The sequence below is a fragment of the Parendozoicomonas sp. 209JJ7-1 genome, from assembly GCF_058147085.1.
The window spans coordinates 49,270-75,653 of record NZ_JBYVJU010000009.1 but is presented as its reverse complement, the minus strand read 5'-3'; the positions used below and the strand labels follow the sequence as shown (position 1 = coordinate 75,653).

The 26,384-nt window shown below is 53.2% G+C and carries 23 protein-coding genes; 9 read left to right on the top strand and 14 right to left on the bottom strand.

Annotated elements, in window-relative coordinates; all coding sequences use genetic code 11:
* The first annotated feature begins 131 nt into the window (after positions 1-131).
* Together ACY2RQ_RS10670 and ACY2RQ_RS10665 are read left to right on the top strand one after the other, a co-directional pair.
* Positions 132-1,274, top strand: a complete 1,143-nt coding sequence (locus tag ACY2RQ_RS10670) for a Na/Pi symporter (RefSeq protein WP_490112953.1) — start codon at positions 132-134, stop codon at positions 1,272-1,274.
* A gap of 13 nt (positions 1,275-1,287) precedes the next feature.
* Positions 1,288-1,557 carry a hypothetical protein gene (locus ACY2RQ_RS10665; protein WP_490112952.1) on the top strand — a complete coding sequence of 90 codons (270 nt, stop codon included), beginning with the start codon at positions 1,288-1,290 and terminating at the stop codon, positions 1,555-1,557.
* Positions 1,558-1,582: 25 nt separating this feature from the next.
* On the opposite strand, the gene ACY2RQ_RS10660 is transcribed toward ACY2RQ_RS10665, so the two are convergent.
* From ACY2RQ_RS10660 to ACY2RQ_RS10635, 6 genes are all read right to left on the bottom strand, one after another.
* Complete coding sequence (locus tag ACY2RQ_RS10660; protein WP_490112951.1) at positions 1,583-2,143, bottom strand: hypothetical protein; 561 nt, start codon at positions 2,141-2,143, stop codon at positions 1,583-1,585.
* A gap of 252 nt (positions 2,144-2,395) precedes the next feature.
* Positions 2,396-2,752 (bottom strand): 50S ribosomal protein L20, encoded by a 357-nt coding sequence (gene rplT, locus ACY2RQ_RS10655; protein WP_490112950.1) that lies wholly within the window; start codon positions 2,750-2,752, stop codon positions 2,396-2,398.
* A 31-nt stretch (positions 2,753-2,783) separates the two neighbouring features.
* Complete coding sequence (gene rpmI, locus ACY2RQ_RS10650) at positions 2,784-2,978, bottom strand: 50S ribosomal protein L35 (protein ID WP_490112949.1); 195 nt, start codon at positions 2,976-2,978, stop codon at positions 2,784-2,786.
* A gap of 133 nt (positions 2,979-3,111) precedes the next feature.
* Positions 3,112-3,609, bottom strand: a complete 498-nt coding sequence (infC, locus tag ACY2RQ_RS10645; protein WP_490113048.1) for a translation initiation factor IF-3 — start codon at positions 3,607-3,609, stop codon at positions 3,112-3,114.
* A gap of 71 nt (positions 3,610-3,680) precedes the next feature.
* The gene (gene thrS, locus ACY2RQ_RS10640) at positions 3,681-5,609 is read right to left on the bottom strand and encodes a threonine--tRNA ligase (protein ID WP_490113047.1); all 1,929 of its coding nucleotides are present in this window, start codon (positions 5,607-5,609) and stop codon (positions 3,681-3,683) included.
* A gap of 172 nt (positions 5,610-5,781) precedes the next feature.
* Positions 5,782-6,900 (bottom strand): substrate-binding domain-containing protein, encoded by a 1,119-nt coding sequence (locus ACY2RQ_RS10635; RefSeq protein WP_490112948.1) that lies wholly within the window; start codon positions 6,898-6,900, stop codon positions 5,782-5,784.
* A 91-nt stretch (positions 6,901-6,991) separates the two neighbouring features.
* Between ACY2RQ_RS10635 and ACY2RQ_RS10630 the strand changes: the two genes are divergently transcribed.
* From ACY2RQ_RS10630 to ACY2RQ_RS10615, 4 genes are all read left to right on the top strand, one after another.
* Positions 6,992-8,527: a hypothetical protein gene (locus ACY2RQ_RS10630; RefSeq protein ID WP_490112947.1), complete on the top strand. Its 1,536-nt coding sequence runs from the start codon at positions 6,992-6,994 to the stop codon at positions 8,525-8,527.
* Between the two features lie 178 nt (positions 8,528-8,705).
* Complete coding sequence (gene mnmH / locus ACY2RQ_RS10625) at positions 8,706-9,830, top strand: tRNA 2-selenouridine(34) synthase MnmH (protein ID WP_490112946.1); 1,125 nt, start codon at positions 8,706-8,708, stop codon at positions 9,828-9,830.
* Positions 9,831-9,886: 56 nt separating this feature from the next.
* Positions 9,887-10,387 (top strand): hypothetical protein, encoded by a 501-nt coding sequence (locus ACY2RQ_RS10620; protein ID WP_490112945.1) that lies wholly within the window; start codon positions 9,887-9,889, stop codon positions 10,385-10,387.
* A 124-nt stretch (positions 10,388-10,511) separates the two neighbouring features.
* Entirely contained in the window at positions 10,512-11,681 is a 1,170-nt protein-coding gene (locus ACY2RQ_RS10615) for a MalY/PatB family protein (protein ID WP_490112944.1), read from the top strand.
* Positions 11,682-11,750: 69 nt separating this feature from the next.
* On the opposite strand, the gene ACY2RQ_RS10610 is transcribed toward ACY2RQ_RS10615, so the two are convergent.
* Positions 11,751-13,940, bottom strand: a complete 2,190-nt coding sequence (locus tag ACY2RQ_RS10610) for a hypothetical protein (RefSeq protein WP_490112943.1) — start codon at positions 13,938-13,940, stop codon at positions 11,751-11,753.
* 291 nt (positions 13,941-14,231) lie between these two features.
* On the opposite strand from ACY2RQ_RS10610, the gene tsaA reads away from it, so the two are divergent.
* From tsaA to ACY2RQ_RS10595, 3 genes are all read left to right on the top strand, one after another.
* Entirely contained in the window at positions 14,232-14,963 is a 732-nt protein-coding gene (gene tsaA, locus ACY2RQ_RS10605; RefSeq protein ID WP_490112942.1) for a tRNA (N6-threonylcarbamoyladenosine(37)-N6)-methyltransferase TrmO, read from the top strand.
* 45 nt (positions 14,964-15,008) lie between these two features.
* Positions 15,009-15,239 carry a YheU family protein gene (locus tag ACY2RQ_RS10600; protein ID WP_490112941.1) on the top strand — a complete coding sequence of 77 codons (231 nt, stop codon included), beginning with the start codon at positions 15,009-15,011 and terminating at the stop codon, positions 15,237-15,239.
* A gap of 63 nt (positions 15,240-15,302) precedes the next feature.
* Positions 15,303-16,244 carry a glucosamine-6-phosphate deaminase gene (locus tag ACY2RQ_RS10595; protein ID WP_490112940.1) on the top strand — a complete coding sequence of 314 codons (942 nt, stop codon included), beginning with the start codon at positions 15,303-15,305 and terminating at the stop codon, positions 16,242-16,244.
* 133 nt (positions 16,245-16,377) lie between these two features.
* On the opposite strand, the gene ACY2RQ_RS10590 is transcribed toward ACY2RQ_RS10595, so the two are convergent.
* The 7 genes from ACY2RQ_RS10590 to ACY2RQ_RS10560 all read right to left on the bottom strand — a co-directional run bounded on the left by ACY2RQ_RS10590 (position 16,378) and on the right by ACY2RQ_RS10560 (position 26,377).
* A complete protein-coding gene (locus tag ACY2RQ_RS10590; protein WP_490112939.1) occupies positions 16,378-16,947 on the bottom strand; it encodes a transglycosylase SLT domain-containing protein in 570 nt (189 codons plus the stop codon).
* On the bottom strand, positions 16,944-18,983 hold the full coding sequence (gene ligA / locus ACY2RQ_RS10585) for an NAD-dependent DNA ligase LigA (protein WP_490112938.1): 2,040 nt from the start codon (positions 18,981-18,983) through the stop codon (positions 16,944-16,946). Before ligA ends, ACY2RQ_RS10590 begins: the two co-directional genes overlap by 4 nt.
* Before the next feature lie 76 nt (positions 18,984-19,059).
* On the bottom strand, positions 19,060-20,196 hold the full coding sequence (gene zipA, locus ACY2RQ_RS10580) for a cell division protein ZipA (protein WP_490112937.1): 1,137 nt from the start codon (positions 20,194-20,196) through the stop codon (positions 19,060-19,062).
* A gap of 142 nt (positions 20,197-20,338) precedes the next feature.
* The gene (gene smc / locus ACY2RQ_RS10575) at positions 20,339-23,836 is read right to left on the bottom strand and encodes a chromosome segregation protein SMC (protein ID WP_490112936.1); all 3,498 of its coding nucleotides are present in this window, start codon (positions 23,834-23,836) and stop codon (positions 20,339-20,341) included.
* Between the two features lie 308 nt (positions 23,837-24,144).
* Positions 24,145-25,350, bottom strand: a complete 1,206-nt coding sequence (gene ccmI, locus ACY2RQ_RS10570) for a c-type cytochrome biogenesis protein CcmI (protein ID WP_490112935.1) — start codon at positions 25,348-25,350, stop codon at positions 24,145-24,147.
* Entirely contained in the window at positions 25,347-25,844 is a 498-nt protein-coding gene (locus ACY2RQ_RS10565) for a cytochrome c-type biogenesis protein (protein WP_490112934.1), read from the bottom strand. The genes ccmI and ACY2RQ_RS10565 overlap by 4 nt, the downstream gene beginning before the upstream one ends.
* Entirely contained in the window at positions 25,844-26,377 is a 534-nt protein-coding gene (locus tag ACY2RQ_RS10560; RefSeq protein ID WP_490112933.1) for a DsbE family thiol:disulfide interchange protein, read from the bottom strand. Before ACY2RQ_RS10560 ends, ACY2RQ_RS10565 begins: the two co-directional genes overlap by 1 nt.
* Between the last annotated feature and the right edge of the window lie 7 nt (positions 26,378-26,384).

Genomic DNA, 26,384 nt, shown 5'->3' with positions numbered 1-26,384 from the left:
GCGGCATTCTCAATAGAAAATACCTATCCTGTGACTGTTTTTTTTCATGAAAACGTCATGTCAACCTTGTAACCCGTCAGTTTTCATGGATTATAGCGACCTGTTTTTGTCACAATAGCTGAATAAAGACTATGACTGATTCTGGCCTGAACAGAAGCCCCGTCGGGACTTCTCTCCGCTGGCTCACTGTTATTTTGATGATCTACCTGCTGCTGGTCGCGGTAGGCATGATCGGTAGTGGTTTTAAATGGGCATCCGGTGGCGCTGAGGGAGCCAGGGAACTTTTCGCATTTGCCAGCACCCCGGTAATGGGGCTTGTGATCGGCGCTTTCGCCACCGCCCTGATACAGTCTTCAAGTACTGTAACCTCTGTTATCGTTGGCCTGGTGGCCGGTGGTCTGCCGGTACACACCGCCATCCCCATGATTATGGGTGCCAATATTGGTACAACCGTGACCAACACCCTGGTAAGCATGGGTCATATCGGTAAGAAGAAAGAGTTTCGCCGGGCTTTTGCCGCAGCTACGGTACACGACTTCTTTAACCTGATTGCCGTTCTGATTTTCCTTCCCCTGGAGATTTTCACTGGTTTCCTCAGCAAGGTCTCCGCATGGCTGACCTCCTTCTTTATTGGAGGTCAGTCCATGAGCATCAAGGGCCTGAACTTTATCAAACCCCTGACCAAGCCGGTGATCAATGTCTTCAAGGATATGTACGACACTCTGCCCGGTATTACCGGCGGTGTAGCCCTGGCTCTGACTGGCCTGGCGCTAACGTTCCTCTCCATTATCTTCCTTGGAAAGCTCCTGAAAGTGCTGATGGTCGGCCGGGCCAAGGCCATTCTCCACAGAGCCATCGGCCATGGTCCCATTACCGGTATTACCTCCGGTACACTGATGACCGTTGCCGTACAATCTTCTTCGACAAGTACCAGCCTGATCGTTCCTTTGGCAGGTAACGGGCTGTTTAAGCTGAAAGAGATTTATCCGTTTACTCTCGGTGCCAATATCGGAACCTGTGTCACAGCCCTGCTGGCAGCTACGGCCGTTGCAGGTGATCATGCAGCTTTTGCCCTGCAGATCGCCCTGGTTCACCTGTGCTTTAACTTATCAGCGGTTATTCTTATTTACGGAACTCCGTTCCTGCGGGAGATTCCCCTGAGAGCAGCCCGCAGGTTTGCCCAGAAGGCCAGCCGGAGAAAATGGATTATCTTCGCTTACGTGATCGGACTATTCTTTGTTATACCCGGGCTGCTGATAGCCCTGACCGCCTGACAGGAGTCATAGCATGCCCACCATGCAGGAATACAATGCGCATAAAAAAGCGCTGAAAGCCCAGATCAAGGAAACCAAAGCTCTTCTCCTGCAGCTGGAAAAGGAGCTTGAAGAAGAGCGTGTTGAGATGCAACACGATGAGGTTGATCACCTGGAAGAGTATATGGAGAAGACTGATCTCCATCTCAATGACATTAAAACCCTCAGCACCAGCGCCATGGAGGATTTTCGCAAGTCCATGAATGACCTGGTAGGGTGGTTCCGGGGCTGCAAAAAGAAGTAAAAGGAAATAGCAGGGCAGAAAAAAGCTAAACCTCTTCTGCCCTGACCACATCGTGAAAGCGGCTGGTGATGGTACTGGCAATATCAAGGCGCTGAAACATCGACAAATCATCAAGCTGATCCAGATCCAGCCAGTGCAGGTGAATATAGGGCGATTTGGACTTGGACTGAAACTCCCTCAAATCCCCCTTTTGAATAAGCGGCAAAAAGTTATCCTTTTTCCCCAATACCTTTTCAAAAGCTTCTGACAGAGGCAGAGTCTTGCCTTTACCACCCTTAAGAGGGATGCGCACATAAAACCCTGACTTGCCAAACACCTCACCGGGAAACATAAAGATACCGGAAGGACGAACAGCCTTGGGGGATACAAAACTGAAAGTATCATGCCAGGCGTGCTGGTCCGGCTGAATCTCAATCAGCTCGCCCTCCCCTGAATCAAGAAACTGCAGCTGGTAGTTGCTATACAGCTTGCAGACACTGGCAGAGTAAACACAGAAAATATTTTTTACTGAACGCAAATATTCAAACGCCTTGCGACGCTGCTCAATATGTTTGAGTTCCCAGCAAAGATCGACATCAGCAGCCATGGTAAACCTATAGTTTTAGAATCCGGATCAGGTTGTTTTTCATGGAGCCTCCCTCTCCCCTGACTTTCATTAAGCTCAGATTACCAACTGAGTCACCATAAGTCTTATCATTTATACAGAAATGTGACCTGTTACGTCACCTTTACACGAAAATGGGCAGATATTGCATGTCGCTCACATTAATTCAGGTAAAAACCAGACATAAAAAAAGAGTTCCCTAAGGAACTCTTTTTTCAGACTGGCTACCGGTTTTTACGCCAGAGCAGCCCTGGCCTTTTCGACGATAGCAGCAAAAGCCGCTTTTTCGTGAACCGCCAGATCAGCCATAACCTTACGGTCAATCTCAACGTTAGCCTTCTTCAGGCCAGCAATCAGACGACTGTAGGACATACCGTTTATGCGGGCACCGGCATTAATCCGGGCAATCCACAGGGCACGGAACTGGCGCTTACGCTGACGACGGTCACGGTAGGCGTATTGGCCGGCCTTGGTAACTGCCTGCTTGGCAACACGGAATACGCGGGAACGCGCACCGTAGTAACCTTTGGCAAGCTTCAGTACTTTCTTGTGACGACGACGGGCAACAACACCACGCTTAACTCGAGCCATTATAAATTTCCTCTAAAAAACCAGTCTGAACTTAACGTACACGCAGCATGCGTTCTACGAGCGGCTTGTCGGCAGCGCTGACTGCCTGAGTGCCGCGCAGCTGACGCTTACGCTTGGTTGTCATCTTGGTGAGGATGTGACTCTTGAAAGCATTCTTGCGCTTGAAACCGCTGGCGGTCTTCTTGAAGCGCTTCGCAGCACCAGAGTTGGTCTTCATCTTTGGCATGATTTGACTCCGCATTCAAAGGCCCGGCCTGCGTTCATGACCGACACAGGTTAGGCAAGCACTAATATTAAAAAAATAATGAAAGTACAGCCGATAACGGAAGCCTGCCGAAGCAGTCTTCCGGAAGCAGATATTACTTTCGCTTCTTGGGAGCAATAACCATGATCAGTTGACGGCCTTCCATTTTCGGACGCTGTTCTACAGTACCCATCTCTTCCAGGTCTTTTTCAACCCGGTTAAGCAACTGCATACCCAACTCCTGGTGAGCCATCTCCCGACCGCGATACCGCAGGGATACCTTGGCCTTATTGCCATCCTCAAGGAAACGTATCAGGTTGCGTAGTTTCACCTGATAATCTCCGTCTTCAGTCCCCGGACGGAATTTGACTTCCTTCACCTGGGTCTGAACCTGCTTCTTCTTAGCAGCCGCTTTCTGCTTTTTGTCTTCATAGAGATGCTTGCCATAATCCATGATCTTACAGACCGGAGGAACGGCAGTGGCATTAATTTCCACGAGGTCAAGTGAGGCTTCAAGAGCCTGATCAAGAGCTTGTCTCAGCGGAACTACGCCGACCATTTCACCATCTGCGCCAATCAGGCGTACCTCCTGGGCACGGATATTCTGATTGATGGGCGCACGAGGTGCCTGCTGTCTGCGATCCCGCGGATTCGAACGTTTGATTGCTAATTCTCCTGTTTAGCCTACAGATTTTCAGAACGGCTGCGTCGCTCAACGTCTGCTGCCAGCATGTTCTGGAAAGCTCCGACTGTCATTGTGCCGAGATCTTTACCAGAACGTGTACGCACAGCAACAGAGTCTGATTCTACTTCCTTATCGCCAACAACCAGCAGATAAGGCACCCTTTCAAGAGTATACTGGCGGATTTTAAAGCCGATTTTCTCGTTTCTCAAGTCTACTTTTACTCGGAAACCACTGTTTTTCAGCTGACATTCTACATTTTGTACGTAATCTGCCTGGCTGTCAGTGATGTTGAGGATAGCAGCCTGTGTTGGTGCCAGCCATGCCGGGAAGCGACCTTCGTAATGCTCGATCAGAATACCGATAAAACGCTCAAAAGAACCCAGTATTGCCCGGTGCAGCATCACCGGTGTCTGACGCTCACCGTGTTCATCTACATACTCAGCACTGAGACGCCCGGGCATGGAGAAGTCTACCTGGATAGTACCGCACTGCCATACACGACCAATACAGTCTTTAAGAGAAAACTCTACTTTCGGGCCGTAAAAAGCACCTTCACCAGGCAGCTCTTCCCAGGGCAGGCCTGCAGTATCCAGCGCTTCCGCCAGGGCTTTTTCCGCCTTGTTCCAGATTTCATCGGAACCTACACGCTGCTCCGGACGGGTGGAGAGCTTATAGATCAGGCTGTCTTTCTCAAAACCGAAGTCGGAGTACACGTCATGCAGGAAGTCGATAAATTCAGAGACTTCAGACTGAATCTGGTCTTCGGTAGAGAAGATGTGGGCATCGTCCTGAACAAAACCGCGAACACGCATAATACCATGCAACGCACCGGACGCTTCGTTACGGTGACAGGAACCAAACTCCGCAAGACGCAGGGGCAGGTCACGATAGCTGCGCAGGCCCTGGTTAAAGACCTGAACGTGGCAGGGGCAGTTCATGGGCTTAACAGCCACTGTGCGCTCGTCGTTGGTAATGGTGAACATATCATCACCAAACTTGGAGGCGTGCCCGGATTTTTCCCACAGGGAAATATCCACTAAGGACGGAGTCTTGATTTCCTGGTAACCACGCTCAACCTGCTTGCGGCGCATATACTGTTCCAGTGACTGGTAAATGCTCCAGCCATTGGGGTGCCAGAATACCATACCCGGCGCTTCTTCCTGCAGGTGAAACAGGTCGAGTTTCTTCGCCAGCTTACGGTGGTCACGCTTTTCCGCTTCTTCCAGACGGTGCAGATAGGCTTTCAGTGCCTTCTTGTCTGACCATGCCGTACCGTAGATGCGGGTCAGCATTTCATTGTTGGAATCACCACGCCAGTAGGCGCCGGCCACACGCATCAGCTTGAAGGACTTAAGCTTGCCGGTAGACGGCACGTGGGGGCCACGGCACAGATCTTTCCAGTTGCCCTGGCGGTACACGGAAATCTCTTCCCCTGCCGGCAGGTCTTTAATGATTTCGACCTTGTACATCTCGCCGATAGATTCAAAATCGCTGATGGCTTTTTCGCGGGTTGTTATTTCCCGCTCAATGGCGATATCTTCCTTTACCAGCTCTTCCATGCGCTTTTCGATCTTCGCCAGATCTTCCAGATTAAAGGCACGCTCGTAGGAAAAGTCGTAATAAAAGCCGTCTTTAATCACCGGGCCGATGGTTACTTGGGCACCGGGGAACAGATCCTGGGTGGCCATGGCCAGCAGGTGGGCGGTGGAATGACGAATCACTTCCAGGCCATCGTCATCACGGCTGGTAATAATGCTGAGTTCGGCATCGTCGGAAATCGTATGGCTGGCATCAACCATAGCGCCGTTCACACGACCAGCGAGGGTCGCCTTGGCAAGACCGGGGCCGATATCCTGGGCGACCTCCAGTACGGAAACCGGCTGGGCAAACTCGCGTTTGCTGCCGTCGGGAAGGGTAATAACAGGCATAAGAAAAACCTTGCATCGTTTCAGTGGCAATCCAGACCAGGGACTGCGTGTTTTCAGGCAGTGGCAGCCCTTACCGGAAGCTGCATGCTCAAAATGCTGCCACCCATACCAGGGGCAGCAGCGGAAAAGCCCCCATAATACCGGTGAATGCCCGCCACCGCCAGCGTACTGACTACGGATGCTCCGACGACCTGGCATCAGAGGGCTTTCCATTCGCACCGTCCCGGGTCAACAGCTTCCAGGGGGTTCTCATATCCTGCTGACCGCCAGCCAGCAGTTTCTCAATGGCAAAAACGCCCTGCCTGTCGGGAAACCAGTCCACGGTTCCCAGCACCCGCCCAGCCCGGAGATAATCCCGCATATGCCTGTCACCATCAAAACCGACAATGGCCAGTCCCGCATGGTTCAATGCCGAGGCTCTGTATGCCCCCAGCGCCATGGCATCATTGACGGCAAATACGCCTTTAAGAGAAGGGTATTTCTTCAATAATAAAGTAGTCATTTCCTGTGCCCTGTCTGCGTTCCAGTGGGCGACCTCTATCGCAACCACCTTCAAGCCTGCATTGTTCATCGTCCCCCGTGCGGCGGTAACCCGTTCAAAGGATGACAATTGCCCGGGAGGACCTGACAAAATGGCCACCTCACTCCCTTTTGCCAGGTTCTGAGCCATTAGATCTGCCAGAGCCCTGGACGCAGCGCGGTTATCCGGGCCAATCCAGGGAATCATCAGTTTGTTGCGCCCCAGCAGCTCCGGATCCAGGCGACTGCCGATATTTACCACCCGAATACCTGTTTTTTTGGCTTTGACCAACAGCGGCATAAGCCCCTGGCTCATCACCGGCGCAATGACCAGCCCGTCCACCTGCCTGGCCAGAAGTTCCCTCAGCCACTGGCGCTGAGTTTGCGCATCCCGGGCTTTGAGCGGACCACCAGACAGCAGCTGGCAGCGCTCTCCTCTGCTCTGGCAGAAGAGCCGGGCATTCTCCTCCAGCTGCTGATAGACAGGATCTTCCAGTCCGTGCAGAACCAGCCCGATCACCGGCGTGGGGGGCAATTCCCGCGCCTGAAGATCACAGAGAAAGACAAGAAGAAACAAGGCCACAGGGAAGAAAGCCAGCCTGCACATATAACCAGCCCAGGGAAAAGTAAGCACACCTGAAGCCCCGCGGAGAGAGAAACGGGAAAAAGTGTAGACCCGATAAATCACAGGAAAAGTATGTTTTTCCAACATTCTTTTAAAAACAAGGGCACGCAAACTCCAGCTGGCAACCCCACCGGCAAAGATATTCATGCAAGTTTCCGGAAGTTATCTAAGCTTACCGACCGGTTCCACGGACTCCGTCAATGAATAACAGGATCAGCAAGAGGAAACAGGGCAACTCATGAGTATTCTCAATCGCACCCGGCACTGGCTGGCTCCACTGCCATTTCTGTTGCTGGGATCACCTCTCCCCGTTTCAGCTGAAACAGCCACAGATTTTACCCCTGGCAATGTCACCGTGGCGGATGATGACGGGGATATTTACCTGCGCATAGGCAGGGACAAACTCTCCGGAAACACTGAGAATCTGAAAAATGCCGTTCTGGACGTAATTCTTAACAGCCAGTCCTACAGTACGCGCCCCCTGCAGGTCGACTCCGAAGGCAAGGTCCACTACCTGGTGCGCCTGGGATACGATGAAGCAGGGACGGAAATTCAACTCTCCCCGGTATCCGCAAAAACGCCACTGCACGATATTGTCAGCACAGTAACAACAAATTCTGCCGCCATACTCACCCTCGCGGTCGCCGACCTCATCAGTTATGGCAACCTGGTTAATAAAGGGCACCTTGAGTTCGGGAGCCATGATACAGATAGCTTTGCCAAAGCCCTGCTCAGAAACTACCTGAAGCAAAGCATACTTATTTCATCTTTTAGTAATGGTGAAGCCATCGTCAAAAGCGTACAGAACCTGCTGCCCATTGATGAAAACAACGACAGTGGTCGTACCGCATGGAAAGACCTGATTCCCGATGTGGTAAGCACTGCGGTCATGGGTTCAGCCAGTGGTACCCTGCGTCACTTCAGCGGCGCTCCGCGATGGGATAAAACCCAGACACTGCTTCCCTACATGGGTCTGTACTATACGGCCAGCACAACAAATACTCTCTCAAGCTTTATTCGCAAAGCCCATGAAGCTGCCCTGAACGACCTGACGGCTCTGGATCAGACAACGGTTTCCCGTATCGCCAGAGCGGCCCCGATTATTGAGAGCGCTATATTCCTCGCCCTGTTTAAAGCTGGCGGTGTAGCCTCTGCCGGTGAAGAACATGGTAACTCCTGGTTGCGAGGGGTTCTGCCCAACTCCATGGCCACTACCGTTACCTACGGACTTCGGGATCTTGTCGCAGAAACAGCCGCCGATATCACCGGCAGCAGAACCGTCGGAGAATTCGTAGCCAGCGGCACCATGCTGGGGGGAGCTGCACTTGGTTACGGCCTGTTTCACGGCCTTAAGAAGACACCCCTGGACAACATGTCCTATAGCAACACCGTGTACAGCATGGCCTCGGAATCTGCTGGTCTGAGCCTGGGCTTCGGCATTCATGGCGTGGTGAAGAAGCTTGTAAACGCTGAAAATCCAAACGATATCAAGGCACGAGTACTTGGTACTGGCTCTGTCGCCCTGGCGGGAATCCTGCTCCAGGCTGGTGCCTGGAATATCAATCAGCCCGCAGCAAAAGCCATTCTCAGAGCCGTTGGGGATGGCACCATGATAGCCAACACCCTTGATATCATGGGACTGGCCAAAGATCTGGTGATTGATCCCTGGATTGTGAAACCTCTGTTGAATAAAGCGGGGCTTGCCCAGAAAACCAACGAACCTGCACTGGTACTGAGAGCAAAAGCCCTGCGCAGACCGATACTGGGAACTTAAGAAGACAGCAAAAGACTGGTTTTGTCCGTTCCTCTTCGATAAATCATCAACAAACACCAACTGACACAGGACATCCGGCTGAAGCCGGATGTCCTGTTTTTAACAGTCAAATATCCTGCACAGGCCCGAAACTGGTAGAATGGAGGCTTCGTGCCAGTTGAAACTACAAGTAAACCGAATGACTGACCAACGCCCCAACACCTGCGACTACCGTCGTTTGTTCCTTGAAGATATTCCGCTGATGGATGTTCGCGCGCCCATTGAATTTATTAAAGGCGCTTTTCCCCAAAGCCAGAATGCTCCACTTATGGATGATGATGAGCGGGCACAGGTTGGAACCTGCTATAAACGACAGGGACATGATGCTGCCGTTACCCTGGGACACAAGCTTGTCTGCGGCGACAAAAAAAACCAGCGCCTAAAAGTCTGGCAAGAGTTTGTCAGCCAGAATCCGCAGGGCTACCTGTATTGTTTTCGAGGTGGGGAACGCTCCCATCTGGCCCAGGCATGGCTGAAGGAGAGCGGTATTGATTACCCGCTTATCACCGGTGGCTATAAAGCCATGCGCACCTGGTTGCTGGATTCACTGGCCGAATCAATAGACACCTGTCGCTTTGTCATTCTGGGGGGCAAAACAGGTACAGGGAAAACCCGTCTGCTGACCCGCTTCCCCAACCATATCGACCTCGAAAGTCTTGCCAACCACCGGGGTTCCAGCTTTGGCCGCAGGGTTGGCGGACAGCCCGGTCAGATAGATTTTGAAAATGCCCTTGCCATAGCTCTTCTCAAACAGCGGCACCAGGGCGTGGGAACACTCCTTCTGGAGGATGAAAGCAAACTGATTGGCCGCTGCAGCCTGCCTCCATTCCTGAAAGAAAAGATGGAACAAGCCCCCATTATTCTTTTGGAAGAAACCCTGGACACCCGCATCCAGATTACCTTTGAAGAGTATATTGAACAGAACCTGCAGGAACATATCTCCATCAGTGGTCCGGAAACCGGGTTCAGCATTTTTGAAGAAGAGCTGCTGGCCAGCCTGGACCGCATCCGCAAACGTCTTGGAGGTGCCCGCCACCAGGAGCTGCGGAGCGTTATGGAAGAGGCCCTGGCACAGCAACGCACCCAGAGCAACAGTGCCCGTCACCGGGACTGGATAGCGCCTCTGCTCAGGGAATACTACGACCCCATGTACGAATACCAACTGCAGCGGAAGCAGGGGCGGATAGTCGCCAGGGGCAACCAGGAAGAACTGGCCAGGGAATTTCTGCCAACCGGTTCGATAGCCTCTCTGACACCGGCCTGAACCGGGCTCTGAACCTGCGGTCTGATATTCGGGAACCCCGGAAAAGGATCGCCACCATGTTTCATAAACTCAAAACCTTGAGCTACCAGGCCACATTATCCTGGCGTTCTTCCTTCACCCGCCCATCCGCAGCCGCCGTTCACCAGAACCTCTCCCTGCAGGGGCTCTGGTGCGGGCGATTATGCGTTGCCACCCGTTACACAGATCTCCACAACCGGCCCTGGCAACAGATCTGTTATCACGAAAGAGTTTTCTTCCATGTAAAAGAGCAGGGCATGGTCGCCGACATTCACAGCCGGAAAGCCGAATCCGAGACATGGGGCATGCTTACCAAATCCGCCCCTGGGAAACACGTCTGCCAGAGCACTGTTGGCATCACTGACAGCTCTGTCCGTATAAAAATGTACCAGGGACGCAGGTTCGAAGTATGCCTGTCGTTTGTAAACTCCAACCACCTCAGTTACACCTGCCTGTTCCGGGCCTATGGTTTTTCTGTCCTGTGCACACTTAACCTTTATAGAACCTCATTCAGTAAGGGTTCAGCCAGAGAGCAGTAATTCACCTCTCCTACTCTGATCTCTCCTGCTCTGGTCTCCCCTCCCCCTCCTCTCTACAATGCGACTATAACCAGCACGGTTACACGCACATAACCATAATCACCGAAACAGGGTCTATTCGGGAATGACAAACTCACTGTTTAACACGCCAGTGGATCGCCAGGGCACTTCCAGCCTGAAATGGGACAAATACAAAGGCCGGGATATTCTGCCCATGTGGGTTGCCGATATGGACTTCCGCTCCCCCCCTGAAGTGATTGAGGCCCTGCACCAGCGTATAGATCATGGGGTTTTTGGTTATACGACGCCTCCCGAGAGCCTGGAAGAACTGGTTGTTGAACGCCTGAACAATCTGTACGACTGGCCAATACAAACCGAATGGCTAGACTGGCTGCCCGGCCTGGTATGTGCCCTGAACCTGTCTGTGCGTACCTGCGCCGCCGAAGGGGAGCCAGTCATCTCCCCCACCCCCGTTTATTACCCTTTTCTCACCGCCCCCTCCCTTGGCAACCGCAAGCTGCTACAGGTGTTCTGGAAACAACAGGGAGACAGCTGGATTCTGGACTGGGATGAACTGGAACAACGCATGACAGACGACACCCGTCTGTTTATGCTGTGCAACCCCCAGAACCCCAATGGCCGAGTACTGACCCGCAGTGAGCTGGAACAGATCGAAGCCTTCTGCCGCAGGCACAGTCTTGTGGTCTGCTCCGACGAAGTCCACTGCGACCTGATTCTTGACCGATCCTGCCAGCATATTCCCTATGCCACCATCAGTGACTATGCCCGGGATAATTCCATCACCCTGATGTCCCCCTCCAAAACCTTTAACCTTGCGGGTTTTGGCTGCGCCTATGCAGTTATTCCCAATCCCGAGCTGCGGGAAAAGTTCCGCCGCACCCGCAAGGGCATAGTGCCGGACCCTGACAATATTCTGGTGGGTTTCACCGCGACAGAAGCGGCCTACCGCCACGGTGAGCCCTGGAGGCAGGCTCTGCTGGAACACCTGCGCAGCAATCACAAAGCGTTGATGACCCGCATCAACGCCATTCCCGGGCTAACCATGACGCCCCACCAGGCCACCTACCTGGCCTGGATTCACTGTGATATTCCCGGCATAAAAAATCCCCAGACGTTTTTTGAACAGCATGGTGTCGGCCTGTCACCGGGCGCGGTGTTTGGTGATCCCCACTATGTCCGTCTGAACTTTGGCTGCACCCAGGCGCTTCTGGCCGATGCTCTGGATAGAATGGAACGGGCTGTTACCGGTCACCTTCAAGCGCACCGTAAATAATCATTCATAAAAAAGGGGAGCCCCGAATAGCTCCCCTTAATACATCACGCTTTTAATTCACGCTTGCAATTACTGCTGTGTGACTTGACCGTCGTCCTGAAAGCGTTTTGGCATCGGGCGCTGCTCACGCTTAGGACGGGTATGCTCCTCCTCACGGGGCAAATCCGTTCGAGCTTTGTCCTGCCTATTGGCGCGTGCGCTTTTAGAAGCTTCTGCCTTCTGTCCCCGGTTTTTAGTACGAACAGCTGACAGATCAGCGCCTTTCGCACCTTTCTTCACAGTCTCACGGGCAGTAGCAGCTACCGGCTCCATTTTAAGAGACTGGGCCAGAACCTGGGGCTGTTGACTCAGAAGCTGATCCAAGGTTTTCTGCAACCGTTCCAGTTGAGCATCGGTCTTATCCCCCTTAGCCTTTAGAGCGTCAAGCTCTTTTCTCAGGGCGGCATTCCCTGTAACACGCCGCCTGGCTGGGGTACGTGACCTCGGCTTCCTCGCCTTAGTTGCAACAGAAGCAGGAGTCCTGGCAGGTGTTTGCTCCACCATACCAGTAGCAGCGGCCAGAGCTTGTGACGCTACTGCATCATTTGTATCCATCTTTTCATCACCAGCCCCGTTCCCGGCCTTAGCCTTCTCAGCTTCAACCTTGTCCTTTTTGGAATTTCTGGTCTTACGCCCGCCTTTCTCTTCCTCCTGACCGGTTTTCTCTCCTGCCTTCTCCGCAGGTTTACTTTCTGTTTGCTCACCCTTCTTATTTTCAGCGGCTTCAGAACCTTTCTCAGTATTAGCAGGGTCAGCCTTGAGTACAACCTCATCAAACCTGGCGCGACGCTCAACATCAACACTCTGGCGTACCAGGGTAGCGAAGACTGCGGCATCTGCGATCATCTGGTTATATTCCTGATCTGCCCTGCTCAGTGTCTTACGCCGTCCAGCTGCAACAACAGGTTTCCGGGCAGCAATGGAAAGCAGCGCCCGATAGAACAGCTGCAGAGAGGCTGGACTGGTCAGCTCTTCAGGGAAGCGGGTCAGAATCAAGCTACGATTGCTGGCAGCGTTATAATCAGCGGTTGTCGCAGAATATTCTTCTCCATTCTTGTTCAGAAGCTTTCTATTAACCAGCGCATCCTTGAACGCTTGACTCCCGGGACCAGTGATCGTGGCCAGGGCATCAAACAAGGCGTTCATGTCCAGGGTCAGACCCAGAGAAATGTTCTCATAATCTTCACCATCAGGTGCCTGGCCAAGACCGGCAAACAAACTCTGAACACGGGTCAGGTTATGGGCTTCATCCTCTCCGGGGGTGTGGGTAGAGGCCAGATGAAAAGCGCAGGAACCCTTCGGGTTCTGTTTATCACCTTTCATCAGGTCAACCAGCAGGGCCATATTGCCTTTTACCATACGCTGGTACATCTGATTCTCATCAGACTGCTTAACAGAACCACTTTCACTGAAAGCAGGACTGTGCCGGGTCACCAGCAAAAGCTGGGTAGCCAGTGAAGGGGCCAGAGGTAAATCTCGCTTTTTTCCCTTCACAATGTGACTCAAATCACCCAGAGCACGGTCAATATACTCTTCATTCTGTGCTTTCTTTAGTATTTCCAGATCTTTGCCATCCAGCATTGCCTTCGCAGCCAGACCAATCTGGGCACGAATGGCCACAGCCAGGCGAGCCCGGTAGTTGGGATTACCCAGAACTGGGCCAAGGAAGAATTCCAGCTGCCTGGCATCATCCAGAACGGCCTTCATGTCCTCACGGTTACCGGAATAGTCTTCCATGATACCGGCCTTAAGAGCCTCGGCAAGAGAAGAACCACCGGTATGGGCCAGGGCATTCACTTCCAGGGCAACCGCCAGCACCGCCGCCAGTACTTTGTTCCTGGTATCGTCAGACAGTTTACCGGATCTGTATTGCTCGATCTCGACATCGGTCACTTTCAGAGCCTTAAGCATGGCCCGATAAGGCTTCTCTTCCTCAAAAAACTCCATAAAGCGCTCATTGTCTGCCTTGAGAACCTTATTAACAGCGCCGATAACCTCGGGTCTGTGATCCCCCTTCGGCGCGCACTGTGCAGCCAACTGCTCGGTTGTCACATTGCGGTCAGCGATATTTATCTGTTCGGGCGCAGAGCATGTCAGCTTTTGGAAAAAGCTTTTCTGTGCCATACGAGGCTGGACAGGGCAGTTCTTAACTGGTTCGACCGGACCCTGGGCACTCGAAACCGTTTGAAATGACCGAATTTTTTCTGTAACTAGACTCATAACTCATTATCTCCTGGACATTTGCTTTGAGCGGCACGTGCCGGCTCTTAACCTATTTTCAGTTTGCTTAAGTACCTGCAGTACCTGCTCCGGACTACGTGCCGCCCGGGATGTCTTCTCCAAACAGGTTCCTACATCGCAATTGACAAATAGCTGTACACACTGGTTCATGACAGGCTGCGCAGTATGACTAACCAGCCGTATATCTCTTCAGAAGGAACTGCAGCGGATGATTTGCAGCTGTTGATTTACAGCAACCGGGGGATGGCGTTAGGCTGCACCGGATAACTGTTGTGTGAGACACCTGTGACCAACCGCCTCTGTACCCTTGAACCTGTGGGTTTTATTCACTCCTGCTACCGGGAAAAATTCGGTATCCCCCGTCAACCCGGTTTGGCAACAAGCGCCCGCGCCAGGTTGCAACTGAACGGTCAGTGCAACTGTCCGGAAGCTGTGGCAGGCCTGGAACAATTCAGCCATATCTGGCTCCAGTTCCTGTTTCACCAGACCAAAGATGAAGGCTGGCGGCCCACAGTGCGCCCCCCCAGGCTGGGGGGAGAGAAACGTATGGGAGTCTTTGCAACACGCTCCACCCACCGCCCAAACCCACTGGGCCTTTCTCTGGTAAAACTGGAAAGCATCACCCATGACAACGGTCAGGTCTGGCTGGAACTGTCCGGCACAGACCTTGTGAACGGCACACCGGTTGTTGATATCAAGCCCTACCTGCCCTGGGCAGATACCGCCCCCGAAGCCACCAGCGGCTTTGCCCCGGAAGCACCGGAAACAAATCCAGTCAGCTTTACTGCCGAAGCCCTGGAAGAATGCCGCCTTTATCAACAGCAGACCGGCCACCCCCTGGAACAGTTAATACAGGAAGTACTGAGCCAGGACCCAAGGCCGGCTTATTTAAGAAAACGCCTCCGCAGTGACTACGGCGTCAGGCTCTGGGATTGCAATATTCGCTGGCGGGTGATTGAGCATGGTTTTGAGGTCTTCGCCATAGAAGATGAACGAACCTGAAACGCTCGGTGATACACTGAAGACCGACGACAGACGGATGGATTTATGATTATTCCCTGGCAACAACTGGAAGAAGCCACCCTCTATAACCTGATTATTGAGTTTGTCAGCCGTGAAGGCACCGATAACGGCGATGACTCTCCCCTCAGCACCCGGGTGACCCAGGTTCTTGAACAACTGCGCAACGGCAGCGCTTATGTGGTGTGGGATGAACTGACGGAAACCGCCAATATCGCCTCTGCTGATTCTCTGTCAGGCAGTATTGATATCGTCTGAGCCCCCCACAGGCTTCAGCTGACTCTTCTGCTATATTTCCGGCCTCTTTACGGGAGGCCTTTCATGCAAAGAACCTATCGCTGCCTGCTATTCTGGTTACTGATTCTAAGTCAGCCCTGGGGTTTACTCCGGGCCAGTGAACAGCCTGTGGAAGCAACAACCATTCTTGGAAGGGTTCCCCCACATCTGGATGACCAGATATCAATACGATATATTAATGGCCAGACCGTCTTTATTGCAGCGGATAAGGACACAGCCTCAGAAATGGTCAGCATCTGGGTAACTGACTTCCATAATTCCCGACGCAGCAATGGCCAGGGCACCACACTCGGACTGGCAACAGGAAGCACCCCGCTTGCCCTTTACAGGAATATGGTGGCGGCCCATCAGTCGGGAGAGACGGATTTCAGCTCTCTGGTAACGTTCAATCTGGATGAGTATCTGGACCTACGGCGAGAACAACCACAGAGCTACTACCAGGAGATGAAGAATAATCTGATCAGTGCCTGCGGAATTCCGGACAGCAACTTTCATATCTTTCCCGCTATGACCAGCACAGACAAAGCAGATCTGGAAAAGGCAATTGAGAGCTACCAGGAATTGCTGACAGACAATCCCCGGGATATTCAAATTCTGGGGATTGGCCCAAATGGGCATATTGGCTTTAATGAACCTGGCTCTACAGCAAATTCCAGAGTCAGAATGGTTCCCCTTGAAGAGAAGACCCGTCAGGCCAACAGGCCATACTTCAACTCTCTTGATGACGTACCCACCCATGCGGTAACCATGGGGATCACAGATATTCTGGAAGCGGACAAAGTTATTATGATGGCTTTTGGTGAACGTAAAGCAACTATTGCAGAACAGGCTATTCAGGGATCTGTCAGCGAAAACCTGCCTGCCAGTTTTCTACAGCAACACGCAGGTGTGTTATGGATATTGGATAAAGATGCAGCCAGCCAGCTATCAAACTCTGCCAGCTGCGCTAATGGCTCGCAAAGTTAAACTCCTAACCAGAAAGACCAGGATTCGGATTACTTTTCCAAAGGCCAGGATGGTCTGATGGAGCGGGAAAAGCACTCCGAATTCTGGGCTGGAAACGGTATACAAAATTAACACTAACCATCGCATAGAAAAGTTAGATATTACAGCGCCGCAACTGCTCTCCATAATTAGAAGCTCGGGTGTGTACTTTCTTCGCAGTTCTCAGCAACCACTTTTTACTGCGATGGCTACCTCGGGCATACCCACCCCAGCCTTCGTGGTAATTCAGGTACAGATGATCTGCACGCCATAAAGAGGTGCCATTCAACTCTCGGGAACGGTGGTTATACCAGCCAATAAAATCAATGGCATCGGAGAAATCCTCACGGGAAGCAAACCAGCCACCGGCATCATCCAGGTACATCTCCCAAGTCCCGTCCTGGGCCTGGGCATAGCCGTAAGCAGAACTGTTACGCGGCAAAGGAATAAACAGGAACCATGGACGCGGCGGGCGCACATCATGGCGATAGCTGGACTCCTGATACATTATCGCCATCATAATCTGAACCGGCGTACCCCAACGGTCATTGGCCTTCTTCGCAGCCTTGTACCAGGAGGGTTTCTCCCGAAAGATTGAGCACAGGTTATCCGGCCGTGCCGGCGGTGCCTTGGAGGCACAGCCGGACAGTAAGGCAATCACCAGAATGGCGACCAGCTGTTTCATACGCTCACCCCGTTTTCCCTGAGCATATTGATAAACGCCTCTTCATCCATTACCGGAATTCCCAAGCCTGTGGCTTTAGTCAGCTTGGAACCGGCTTTCTCCCCTGCTACCAGACCGGAGGTCTTCGCAGAAACAGAACCTGCCACCTTAGCCCCCAACTGCTGCAGATAGGCTTTGCCCTGATCCCGGGTCATAACAGATAAAGTTCCCGTCAGCACCCAGGTCTGCCCAGCCAGGGGCAGCGCCGCCATTCCCTCTTCCTCCACCTTCTCTACAATCGGCCAGTTCACTCCTTCCCCCAGCAACTGCTCAATCACTTCCCGGTTATGGGGCTGGCGGAAAAACAGGGCAATATGGCGGGCAACCACAGGGCCAACATCGTCCACTTCCTGCAGAGCCTCTTCAGTTACTTCCATTAAAACCGCAAGATCACCAAAGTGGCTGGCCAGGCTGGCAGCCGTGGCTTCACCCACTTCACGAATACCCAGAGAATAAATAAACCGTGCCAATGTCGTTTTCTTGCTATGGTCGAGAGCATCCAGCAGATTTGAGGCAGACTTCTCTCCCATACGTTCAAGCCTGACCAGCTGATCATGTTTAAGGCGGAACAGATCGACAATAGTCTCTACCAGTTCCCGGTCTACCAACTGTTCAACCAGCTTATCCCCCAGACCATCCACATCCAGGGCTTTACGGGAAGCAAAGTGCTTAATCGCTTCTTTCCGCTGGGCTCGACAGAAGAGTCCACCGGTACAACGGGCCACCGACTCGTCTTCGGTACGTTCAACCTCTGAATCACACACTGGGCAAGCCGCAGGAAGAACAATCTCCCGAGCATCATCTGGGCGACGCTCTTCCACAACCCGAACCACCTGGGGAATTACATCACCGGCCCGACGCACTATTACAGTGTCGCCTATACGGACATCCAGCCGCTCCACTTCATCCATATTATGGAGCGTGGCATTACTCACTGTGACACCGCCCACAAACACCGGTTTTAATCGAGCTACCGGCGTTATAGCACCGGTACGGCCCACCTGGAAATCCACATCGGTAAGAACAGTCAGTTCTTCCTGGGCCGGAAACTTACGGGCGATAGCCCACCGGGGTGCCCGTGCAACAAAGCCCAACTGTTGCTGCAAATCAAAACTGTTGACCTTGTAAACAATGCCATCAATTTCATAGGGCAGACTGTTACGCTTTTCCGATAAGTGCTCGTAGTAATCAATACAGCCCTGAACACCCTTAACCACCTTCATCTCGGGATTGATCTTCAGTCCCCACACCTGGAACTGCTTCAGGGTTTTATCATGAACAGCGGGCAACTCTCCATCTTCCACAAGGCCCGCGCTGTAACAGCACATCTCCAGGGGACGGCTGGCAGTAATCTTTGGGTCCAGCTGACGCAGACTGCCCGCCGCAGCATTACGGGGATTAACAAAGGTCTTTTCATCTTTGGCTTTGGCCTTTTCGTTTAACTGCTCGAAACCAGCACGGGGCATATAGATCTCACCCCGGACTTCCAGCCGCTGGGGCCAGCCAGAACCCAGAAGCCGCAATGGAACAGAGGGAACAGTGCGCACATTCAGGGTGATATCTTCTCCGGTGGAGCCATCCCCACGGGTTGCCCCCCGTACCAAAACGCCATTCTCATAAAGCAGGCTGACGGCAATGCCATCCAGTTTGGGTTCGCAGGAAAACTCAACGTCATCTGACGCTTTCAGACGATCTTTCAGACGACGATTAAAATTCCCCAGGTCTTCATCACTGAAAGCATTATCCAGGGAGAGCATGGGAATCTCATGACGTATCTGGCCGAACGCATCAAGGGGCTTGCCGCCAACCCGCCGGGTAGGTGAATCCTCAGTCACCAGCTCAGGATGTTCCTGCTCCAGTGCCCTAAGTTCATTCATCAGGCGATCATACTCGCTGTCCGGCACGGAAGGTTCATCAAGAACATAATAACGATGGTTATGCTGTCGAATTTCAGCACGGAGGGTTTCAATACGCTGCGAGGCTTCTTGTTGAGACATAACGGCGGCCAAAAACACAAAGACTTCCGTATGCAGAGCCCTGCACCGGAAGCCTGTTTAACAGAGAACGCGCAGGTCAGACCCGCGCAGTAGGCTTATGCTTACGGGCCAGATGGCGCCGTTCAAAATCACTGATGCGCTGGCGATAGTGTTCCATTGTCTGGAGAGTAAGAACACTGTGCTGCTCATCCCGCAGAATGCCGCCTAACTGCCGGGACAGGTTATAGACAGCCTCCACCAAAATCTGAAATGCCTTCTGGGGGTTCTTGGGCCCCGGCAGACCAAGGAAGAAACTGAGGGCTGGCGTTTGGGCATACTCCATGGTTTTCAGGTCAAAAGTGCCCGGTTCAACCCCGTTGGCCACACTGAATAACACCTCCCCGGTACCGTCTTCCTGCACATGGCGGTGAAAAATATTCATATCGCCATAGCGCAGCCCTTCCTTTTGAAAACACTCCAAAACCTGCTGACCGAAGAACGGCTGGCCTTCAGGAGCCACAATATTAATCACCAGCACCTCTTCCAGGGGCTGGTCGGATTTGATCGCAGCGGGTTTCAGGTCTTCTTCTGCCACATCAGTATCAATATCTTCACGGCTCGCCGTCAGCACACTGTCGCCACCAACGGTCTTCTCACGGTGCTTGGACGCTTCAGAGGTTGTAGGAGGCGTCTTCTGTGAAGGAGATGAAATTTTACCCTGCTTCTCAGGTTGAGGCCTGGCTTTCTTTGGCGCAGGCTCCTGCACGGTTCTGAAAGCGGACATCTCCTCCCCAGCCAGCTCAGGAATTTCCTGCTCCAGATCCATAAGCACAGGAACGGGTTCATCCAGTTCCAGGGCCTGCTGGCCTGCAGTCTTTCCAGAAGGTTTGTCGCTCTGCGGGGCTTTACTTTTTTCTGCCTTGGTACTGACAACACGAGGTTCAGAAACAACCGGCACGGCCACATCCGGATCAGCCATATCAGGAGCGATAAACGGCTCCTTACGTGTTGTCCGGGTGCTATCAGCATCGGTGTCCTCTCCCAGCACCCGGGCACCCCCGTTTGGCAGCTCACTGCCATAGTTCGCGTCCTGAACCTGAACATCTTCAAGGCCAAAATTAAGCTCGTTCGCCCGTCGGCGCGCCAGCCATATACGCCGTAGGCCATCTATCAGCAGTCCGGTGATAATAAGGACGCCGATGATTACCAGCCAGTCACGCAAATTCATCTCCATGGGTGTCTGTCAACCTGATATTTTGTCGTAAAACCATCCACAATGGCTCTACCCCTGACCCTAAAACTACCACGGACAAGAGGCCAGTGAAATCGCCCCTGCCAGTTCCCTGTGCTCGTTATGAGTTCAATCAAACTGTCCATCAAAGCACAGCCATAGCCGCCGCCTGCTCTATATCCACAGAGACAGGCCTTGAAACCCCCGGCTCATGCATAGTGACACCAATCAGCTGATTGGCTGCCTCCATGGCGATCTTGTTATGGGAGATGTAAATAAACTGTACCTTGGCGGACATCTCTTCAACCATTCTCGCATAACGCCCGACGTTGGCATCATCCAGGGGAGCATCCACCTCATCGAGCATACAGAACGGTGAGGGGTTCAACTGGAAGATGGCAAACACCAGGGCGATCGCCGTCAGGGCTTTTTCGCCACCGGACAGAAGATGGATGGTACTGTTCTTCTTGCCCGGCGGTTGCGCCATGATCGATACCCCTGTATTTAACAGGTCATCGCCTGTCAGTTCAAGATATGCACGACCACCACCAAAAACTTTTGGGAAAAGTTCCCGTAAGCCACTGTCAACTTTGTCAAAGGTAGCCTTGAAACGACTGCGGGTCTCCCTATCTATACGACGAATGGCGTTTTCCAGAGTCGTCAGGGCTTCCACCAGATCATCATTCTGGGAATCCAGGTAGACCTTCCGCTCGGACTGCTGATCATACTCTTCAATCGCGGCAAGGTTGATGGCACCCAGCCGCTGAATACGGGCCTCCAGGCGGCTCAGAGCTTCTTCCCAGGCACTTTCCGTGGCTTCTTCCGGCAGATTATCGCAGACAGTTTTCAAGTCGTAACCATCTTCCTGCAGCTGCTCTTGCAGGGTCGTACGACGGACCTGCAGTGTCTGCCAGTCGATACGCAGTTTCTCCAGCCGCTCACGGACCCCCTGGGCTTCCTGCTCGGCGCTGTGACGGTTACGCTCATGATCCCGCAACTGATGCTCAACAGTTTCCAGCTGACGACGGGCTTCGCTCATCTCTTCTTCAATGGCCACCCGGCGATCCAAGAGTTCTTCCAGCTCCATCTGCAGGTCATCGGTGGGCTCATCACTGTCACTCAGTGACAGGTTCAGTTGCTCAAGGCGTTCACGAATACGCCCACCCAAGCCCTCCAACCGTTCAACGCCCTGCTTCAAGGAGTCACGGCGGGTGATCAGGGTATGCTGGCGCAGGGTCAGCTGATGGGCGGAGTCCTTGCTGTGGCGAGACAGCTGGCGAATACGTTCCAGCTCTGCGATTACATTATCTTTCTGCAGCAACAGTTCCTCACGCTGGGCGGCATCCTCTTCCATACGGTCCAGGGCATCCTGCAAGCGGAGCCGGGACTCGGACAGGTTTTCCTGCTCGACATGACCCTGCTCCTCCACCTCAGCAATATCTTCCAGGAGGCGATTACGGCGCAGGCTTTCCTGCTCCTGTTTTACCTGCCGGGCGCCGAGATCCGCTTTCAATTCACTTTCCCGGGCTGCAAGGGCTGCAACCTGGCGCTGAATATCTTCCCGCTCGCCCTCAAGGCGTTCGAGAGTTTCCCGCCCCTCTTCCAGGGCACAGGACAGTTCTTCTTCCTTATTGGCCAGACTATCGAGGTCAGCCACAAGGTTTTCCAGCTCCTGCTGACGGGCCAGCACACCGGCACTGGCATCTGTATCCTTGGCGACACGCAGCCAGTCACGACCCAGCCAGATACCATCGGTGGTAATCACGGACTCACCGGGTTCCAGCTGGCCACGGACGGCCATAGCCTGATCAAGGCTGTCGGCAGCATAAATCCCCACCAGCAGATCACCGGTTCCCTGAGCATGAATGCCCAGCCAGGGAAGCTGACCGGGGGACTGCTGCGCTGTGGCATGGGTGCCACTTAAAAATGTCAGGCTGGCTTGCTCCAGTTCACCCAAACTGGCGGCCACCTCTTCCAAACCATCCACACAGACAGCCTGCAAAGTATCACCCAGCACGGTTTCCACTGCGGTTTCCCAACCGGCGGTGACCTGCAACTGTTCCGCCAGCCTTGGCTGATCCGCCAGGCCTTTTTTCTGCAGCCAGCGCAGACCGCCTTCTCCCTGATCCAGGGCTGCCTGCTGCAGAGCTTCAAGGGACGCCCGTCGCCCACGGGCTTCGTTCAGCAAACGACTGCAGGCTGACCGTTCCTGCTCCTGTCGGGAAAGTGCCTGACGGGTGTCGCGTATACTGTCCTGAATGGTATCCCGGCGAACCTGAGTTTCTTCCGCCTGAAATTCCAGCTCTGCAAGTTCTTCCCGAAGGGGTTCCAGTTCTGAGTCAGCACCACCGACCTGAAGGCCGGCCAGCTCTTCTCTCTGGCGGGCCAGACGCTCCCCCATACGATCAAGGGCCAGTTCAAGGTGTTGGATACGGGACTGCTCAACCTCCGCCACACGACGGGGTTCGCTGGACTGCTGATTAAAGGCGTCCCAGCGCTGCTGCCAGGACTGCATGGATTCTTCCGCTGCAGCGAGTGTTTCGGCCTGCTCTTCTTCACCGGCCTGGGCCAGTTCCAGCTCGGGAGCTATGGTTTCCAGCTCTTCTTCCAGTTCGGCCAGCATCTGCTGATCCGATTCCAGGTGCTGGCGGTTTTCATTCCAGGTCTGCTCCGCTTCGGCCATATCCCGGCTGAGCTGTCCGGCCCGTTCTTTTTTATGGGCAATAGTCTGTTCCAGGCGGGTAATTTCATTGCCGGTGGAATAGAAACGCCCCTGCACCGACTGGAAGGTATCCCCCAGTTCAATCTGCTGCTGGCGCAGTTTTTCAATATCGGTATCACTGGAACGCTGGCGGGCAATAGCCGCTTCCAGTTGAATTTCAAAATCCCGAATCGCTGATTCCTGGGCTTCCGCGCCACTGTTTACCATTTGCCAGCGCAAAGCATGAAGCTGGGCCTTTTTCAGACGTTCTTCCTGCTTGTACTCTTTATAACGGGCAGCGGCTTCCGCCTGGCGCTTCAAATGGGCCAGCTGGCGTTCCAGCTCTTCACGGAGATCGGTCAAACGCTCAAGGTTTTCTGTCGTACGACGAATGCGGTTTTCCGTTTCCCGGCGACGCTCTTTATAGCGGGAAATGCCGGCGGCTTCTTCAATAAACACCCGCAGCTCTTCTGGCTTACATTCAATCAGGTTGGAAATAATACCCTGACTGATAATAGAGTAACTGCGGGGACCAAGACCGGTACCCAAAAAGATATCCATAATATCTTTCCGGCGACACTTACTGCCGTTAAGGAAATAAACATTGGTGGCGTCGCTGGTAAGGCGTCGTTTGATAGAGATTTCGCTGAATGCTGCGTACTCACCGGTAATGCGACCCTCATTATTATCGAAGATCAGCTCTACCTGAGCGTAACTGGCGGGTTTTCGGGCCTGGGAGCCCTTGAAGATAACATCCGTTATGGACTCACCCCGGAGATTCTTGGCCGAGGATTCCCCCATAACCCAGCGCACGGCGTCAATAATGTTGGATTTGCCACAGCCGTTCGGCCCGACAACACCGCACATGTTGCTGGGAAAATAAACCGTTGTCGGATCTACAAACGATTTAAATCCGGAGAGTTTTATACATTTAAGACGCATTCGGGCCTTTATTTATCCTTTATCCGTGACAGTCATCGAGACAAAACGCTCTGGGCTGTCTGCGCCCTGTCCCTGGCGCCCCGACTTGTTTTCGCACCGAAAAGACAAGGCTCACCTGCTCGGGCCAGGCTCAGCCATTGCTACTTCAGGTTATTGTTACTTCAGGTTATCGCAAGCTGAATATTTTAAAGCATGTTTCCCATTAAAACAGGAGTGCCTTCCGAAATGCAACCTTATGATTGCTAATGACTTTCGGAACAACACTCCGCGATCATGTGGCAACTATGCATGTGGCAGTTATGTGGTGATCAGGCACCGTCCGGAGTAATCACCAGTCGAGTCAGGGTGTCATCGCTGACTGCCACATTCTCCACCCGACTTTCATAATCCGGCTGCATCACATTGCCGCTGCGGGACACTCGAACCACCACATCCACCTGCTGATGATCGGAGAGCTTCACGCCGTCCATCATGGCCAGGGAATCATTCAGCTCCACTTCCCGGGGCAGCTCGCCAACAGTCATGGGCACAATAGCCAGGGGCATCTTCGTATTCCTGGCCTTGGCATAAACAAAGACCCGGGTCTCGCCGGGAAGTTCACCGAGACGTTCATCCAGGGAAACCTGCACCCGTACGCCGGGTCCATCCGCTTCTGCCACCTGTTGCGGAGGCTGCTCAACACCCATGGCTTCCAGTGCCCGGCTGATACCGGTTTTCAAGGCCTGCCGGGCGGAAAGGTCAGAGGTCAGGCTCAGCAACCGCTGCCAGGCATTCACCGCTTCCTGGTAACGGCCATTAGAAAATGCGGAAATACCCGCCAGGCCAAGAGCCGTGGCATTATCCGGATCCAGCTTAAGGGCCTTCAGCAGCAATCCATTCACTTCAGGGGTCACTTCACTGTTATTGGCCAGGAATTCCGCCTGGGCCAGCTGGGCCAGGGGTTCTGCTTCCTCAGGAGCCTGTTCCACCACTATTGCGTAATGCCGTGTGGCATCATCAAAACGCCCAGCAGAAAGATAGATACTGGCCAGGGAATAACGGGTTCGGGAATCCTCCGGCCAGCGAGCCACAATCTCTTCCATACCCGCCAGCAGCGCATCCGGGTTCTGCTCATTACGCAGCTCGCTCAGGGCGGTCGCACGGGTGACCTGTTCACTGGCACCTAAGGTGAAATAGAAGCCGGCTGCCATAACAGGAATAATCGCCACCATAAGAAAAGTGCCAATCTTTCCAGCACCCTTGCTCTCACCTTTGAATTCACTGCGCTTTACATCTGCCAGAAGGTTCCGTTCAATTTCCTGGCGCTGCAGTTGGTAATCCTCATTACTGACAACACCGGTATCACGGCGTTTTTCCAGCTCAACCAGCTGCTCCCTGTGCAGGGCAAGATTTATGGTGTCCTGATCAAGAACATCTTCCGCCGGTGGGTTATTTCGATAGTGCCGCAATGGCAAAACAACAAACAGCACCGCCAGCCCCACCAGCGCCGCTGCCATAATCCAGAACATGGTCATATATTTTTATCCCCTGAATCAGGGTTCTCCGCCCCGGATAACAACTCCTGAACACGACGTTTTTCGTCTTCGCTGAGGTCTACAGGTGCAGCCTGCTTCTGCAGACGCCGTGAACGCACTACAATCATCACCAGAATCACCAGAGCAATCACCGCGAACAACAGAGGTCCGTACCAGAGCCACTGGGTTTTGCCGGTGGTTTTCGGGCGGTAGAGAACAAACTCACCGTAGCGATCAACCATAAAGTCGATGATCTGCTTATTGGTTTCGCCGCTCTCAACTTTTTTGAAAATCACTTCCCGCAGATCATTGGCAATGGGTGCGTTGGAATCTCCGATACTCTGGCCATCACACTTCGGGCAGCGCAGCTCTTTGGTCAGGTCACGGTAGCGCTGCTGCTCTTCCGGGGAGTCAAACTCCCAGGTATCGATAGCGGCATAGCCCTGCACGGCAAACAGCAGGGGCAGGCACACCATAAGGATTCGTTTCAGCATCAGAGACCTTCCTTCTTCAGTTCCGTCAGCCGGGGTACAAACACATTATCCCAGACACGCTGGTTCAGATCCCCTTCGTGCTTGTAACGAATCACACCTTCAGCATCCACCAGGAAAGTTTCTGGCGCGCCACGTACACCCAGGTCGATTCCCAGAGAACCTTTCTGATCGACAAAGGTGATCTTGTAAGGGTTACCCAGTTCACTCAGCCATTTGCGGGCCTTGTCGTCTTCGTCTTTGTAGTCCATACCAAAGATAACCACCCCCTGCTCAGCCAGCTCCATCAGGAAAGGGTGTTCGACATAACAGGTAGGGCACCATGTACCCCAGACATTGACCAGGGAGATCTGCCCTTTCAGCACCTCTTCCGTAATCATTTTGTCCGGCTGATTCAGGTCAGGCAGGGAGAATGCAGGGAACGGTTTGGAGACCAGGGCCGAAGGTACCCGGTCATCCAGCGAAAGCCCCCGAAAAAACAGCACCCCCAGCCCAATCACAAACACCAGGGGCAAAAGCAACAACAAACGTTTCATCAATCCA

Bases quoted from the DNA above. Each gene is read 5' to 3' on its own strand.
- ACY2RQ_RS10670 (WP_490112953.1), top strand. From the start codon at position 132: ATGACTGATTCTGGCCTGAACAGAAGCCCCGTCGGGACTTCTCTCCGC.
- ACY2RQ_RS10665 (WP_490112952.1), top strand. From the start codon at position 1,288: ATGCCCACCATGCAGGAATACAATGCGCATAAAAAAGCGCTGAAAGCC.
- ACY2RQ_RS10660 (WP_490112951.1), bottom strand. From the start codon at position 2,143: ATGGCTGCTGATGTCGATCTTTGCTGGGAACTCAAACATATTGAGCAG.
- rplT (WP_490112950.1), bottom strand. From the start codon at position 2,752: ATGGCTCGAGTTAAGCGTGGTGTTGTTGCCCGTCGTCGTCACAAGAAA.
- rpmI (WP_490112949.1), bottom strand. From the start codon at position 2,978: ATGCCAAAGATGAAGACCAACTCTGGTGCTGCGAAGCGCTTCAAGAAG.
- thrS (WP_490113047.1), bottom strand. From the start codon at position 5,609: ATGCCTGTTATTACCCTTCCCGACGGCAGCAAACGCGAGTTTGCCCAG.
- ACY2RQ_RS10635 (WP_490112948.1), bottom strand. From the start codon at position 6,900: ATGAATATCTTTGCCGGTGGGGTTGCCAGCTGGAGTTTGCGTGCCCTT.
- ACY2RQ_RS10630 (WP_490112947.1), top strand. From the start codon at position 6,992: ATGAGTATTCTCAATCGCACCCGGCACTGGCTGGCTCCACTGCCATTT.
- mnmH (WP_490112946.1), top strand. From the start codon at position 8,706: ATGACTGACCAACGCCCCAACACCTGCGACTACCGTCGTTTGTTCCTT.
- ACY2RQ_RS10620 (WP_490112945.1), top strand. From the start codon at position 9,887: ATGTTTCATAAACTCAAAACCTTGAGCTACCAGGCCACATTATCCTGG.
- ACY2RQ_RS10615 (WP_490112944.1), top strand. From the start codon at position 10,512: ATGACAAACTCACTGTTTAACACGCCAGTGGATCGCCAGGGCACTTCC.
- ACY2RQ_RS10610 (WP_490112943.1), bottom strand. From the start codon at position 13,940: ATGAGTCTAGTTACAGAAAAAATTCGGTCATTTCAAACGGTTTCGAGT.
- ACY2RQ_RS10600 (WP_490112941.1), top strand. From the start codon at position 15,009: ATGATTATTCCCTGGCAACAACTGGAAGAAGCCACCCTCTATAACCTG.
- ACY2RQ_RS10595 (WP_490112940.1), top strand. From the start codon at position 15,303: ATGCAAAGAACCTATCGCTGCCTGCTATTCTGGTTACTGATTCTAAGT.
- ACY2RQ_RS10590 (WP_490112939.1), bottom strand. From the start codon at position 16,947: ATGAAACAGCTGGTCGCCATTCTGGTGATTGCCTTACTGTCCGGCTGT.
- ligA (WP_490112938.1), bottom strand. From the start codon at position 18,983: ATGTCTCAACAAGAAGCCTCGCAGCGTATTGAAACCCTCCGTGCTGAA.
- zipA (WP_490112937.1), bottom strand. From the start codon at position 20,196: ATGGAGATGAATTTGCGTGACTGGCTGGTAATCATCGGCGTCCTTATT.
- smc (WP_490112936.1), bottom strand. From the start codon at position 23,836: ATGCGTCTTAAATGTATAAAACTCTCCGGATTTAAATCGTTTGTAGAT.
- ccmI (WP_490112935.1), bottom strand. From the start codon at position 25,350: ATGACCATGTTCTGGATTATGGCAGCGGCGCTGGTGGGGCTGGCGGTG.
- ACY2RQ_RS10565 (WP_490112934.1), bottom strand. From the start codon at position 25,844: ATGCTGAAACGAATCCTTATGGTGTGCCTGCCCCTGCTGTTTGCCGTG.
- ACY2RQ_RS10560 (WP_490112933.1), bottom strand. From the start codon at position 26,377: ATGAAACGTTTGTTGTTGCTTTTGCCCCTGGTGTTTGTGATTGGGCTG.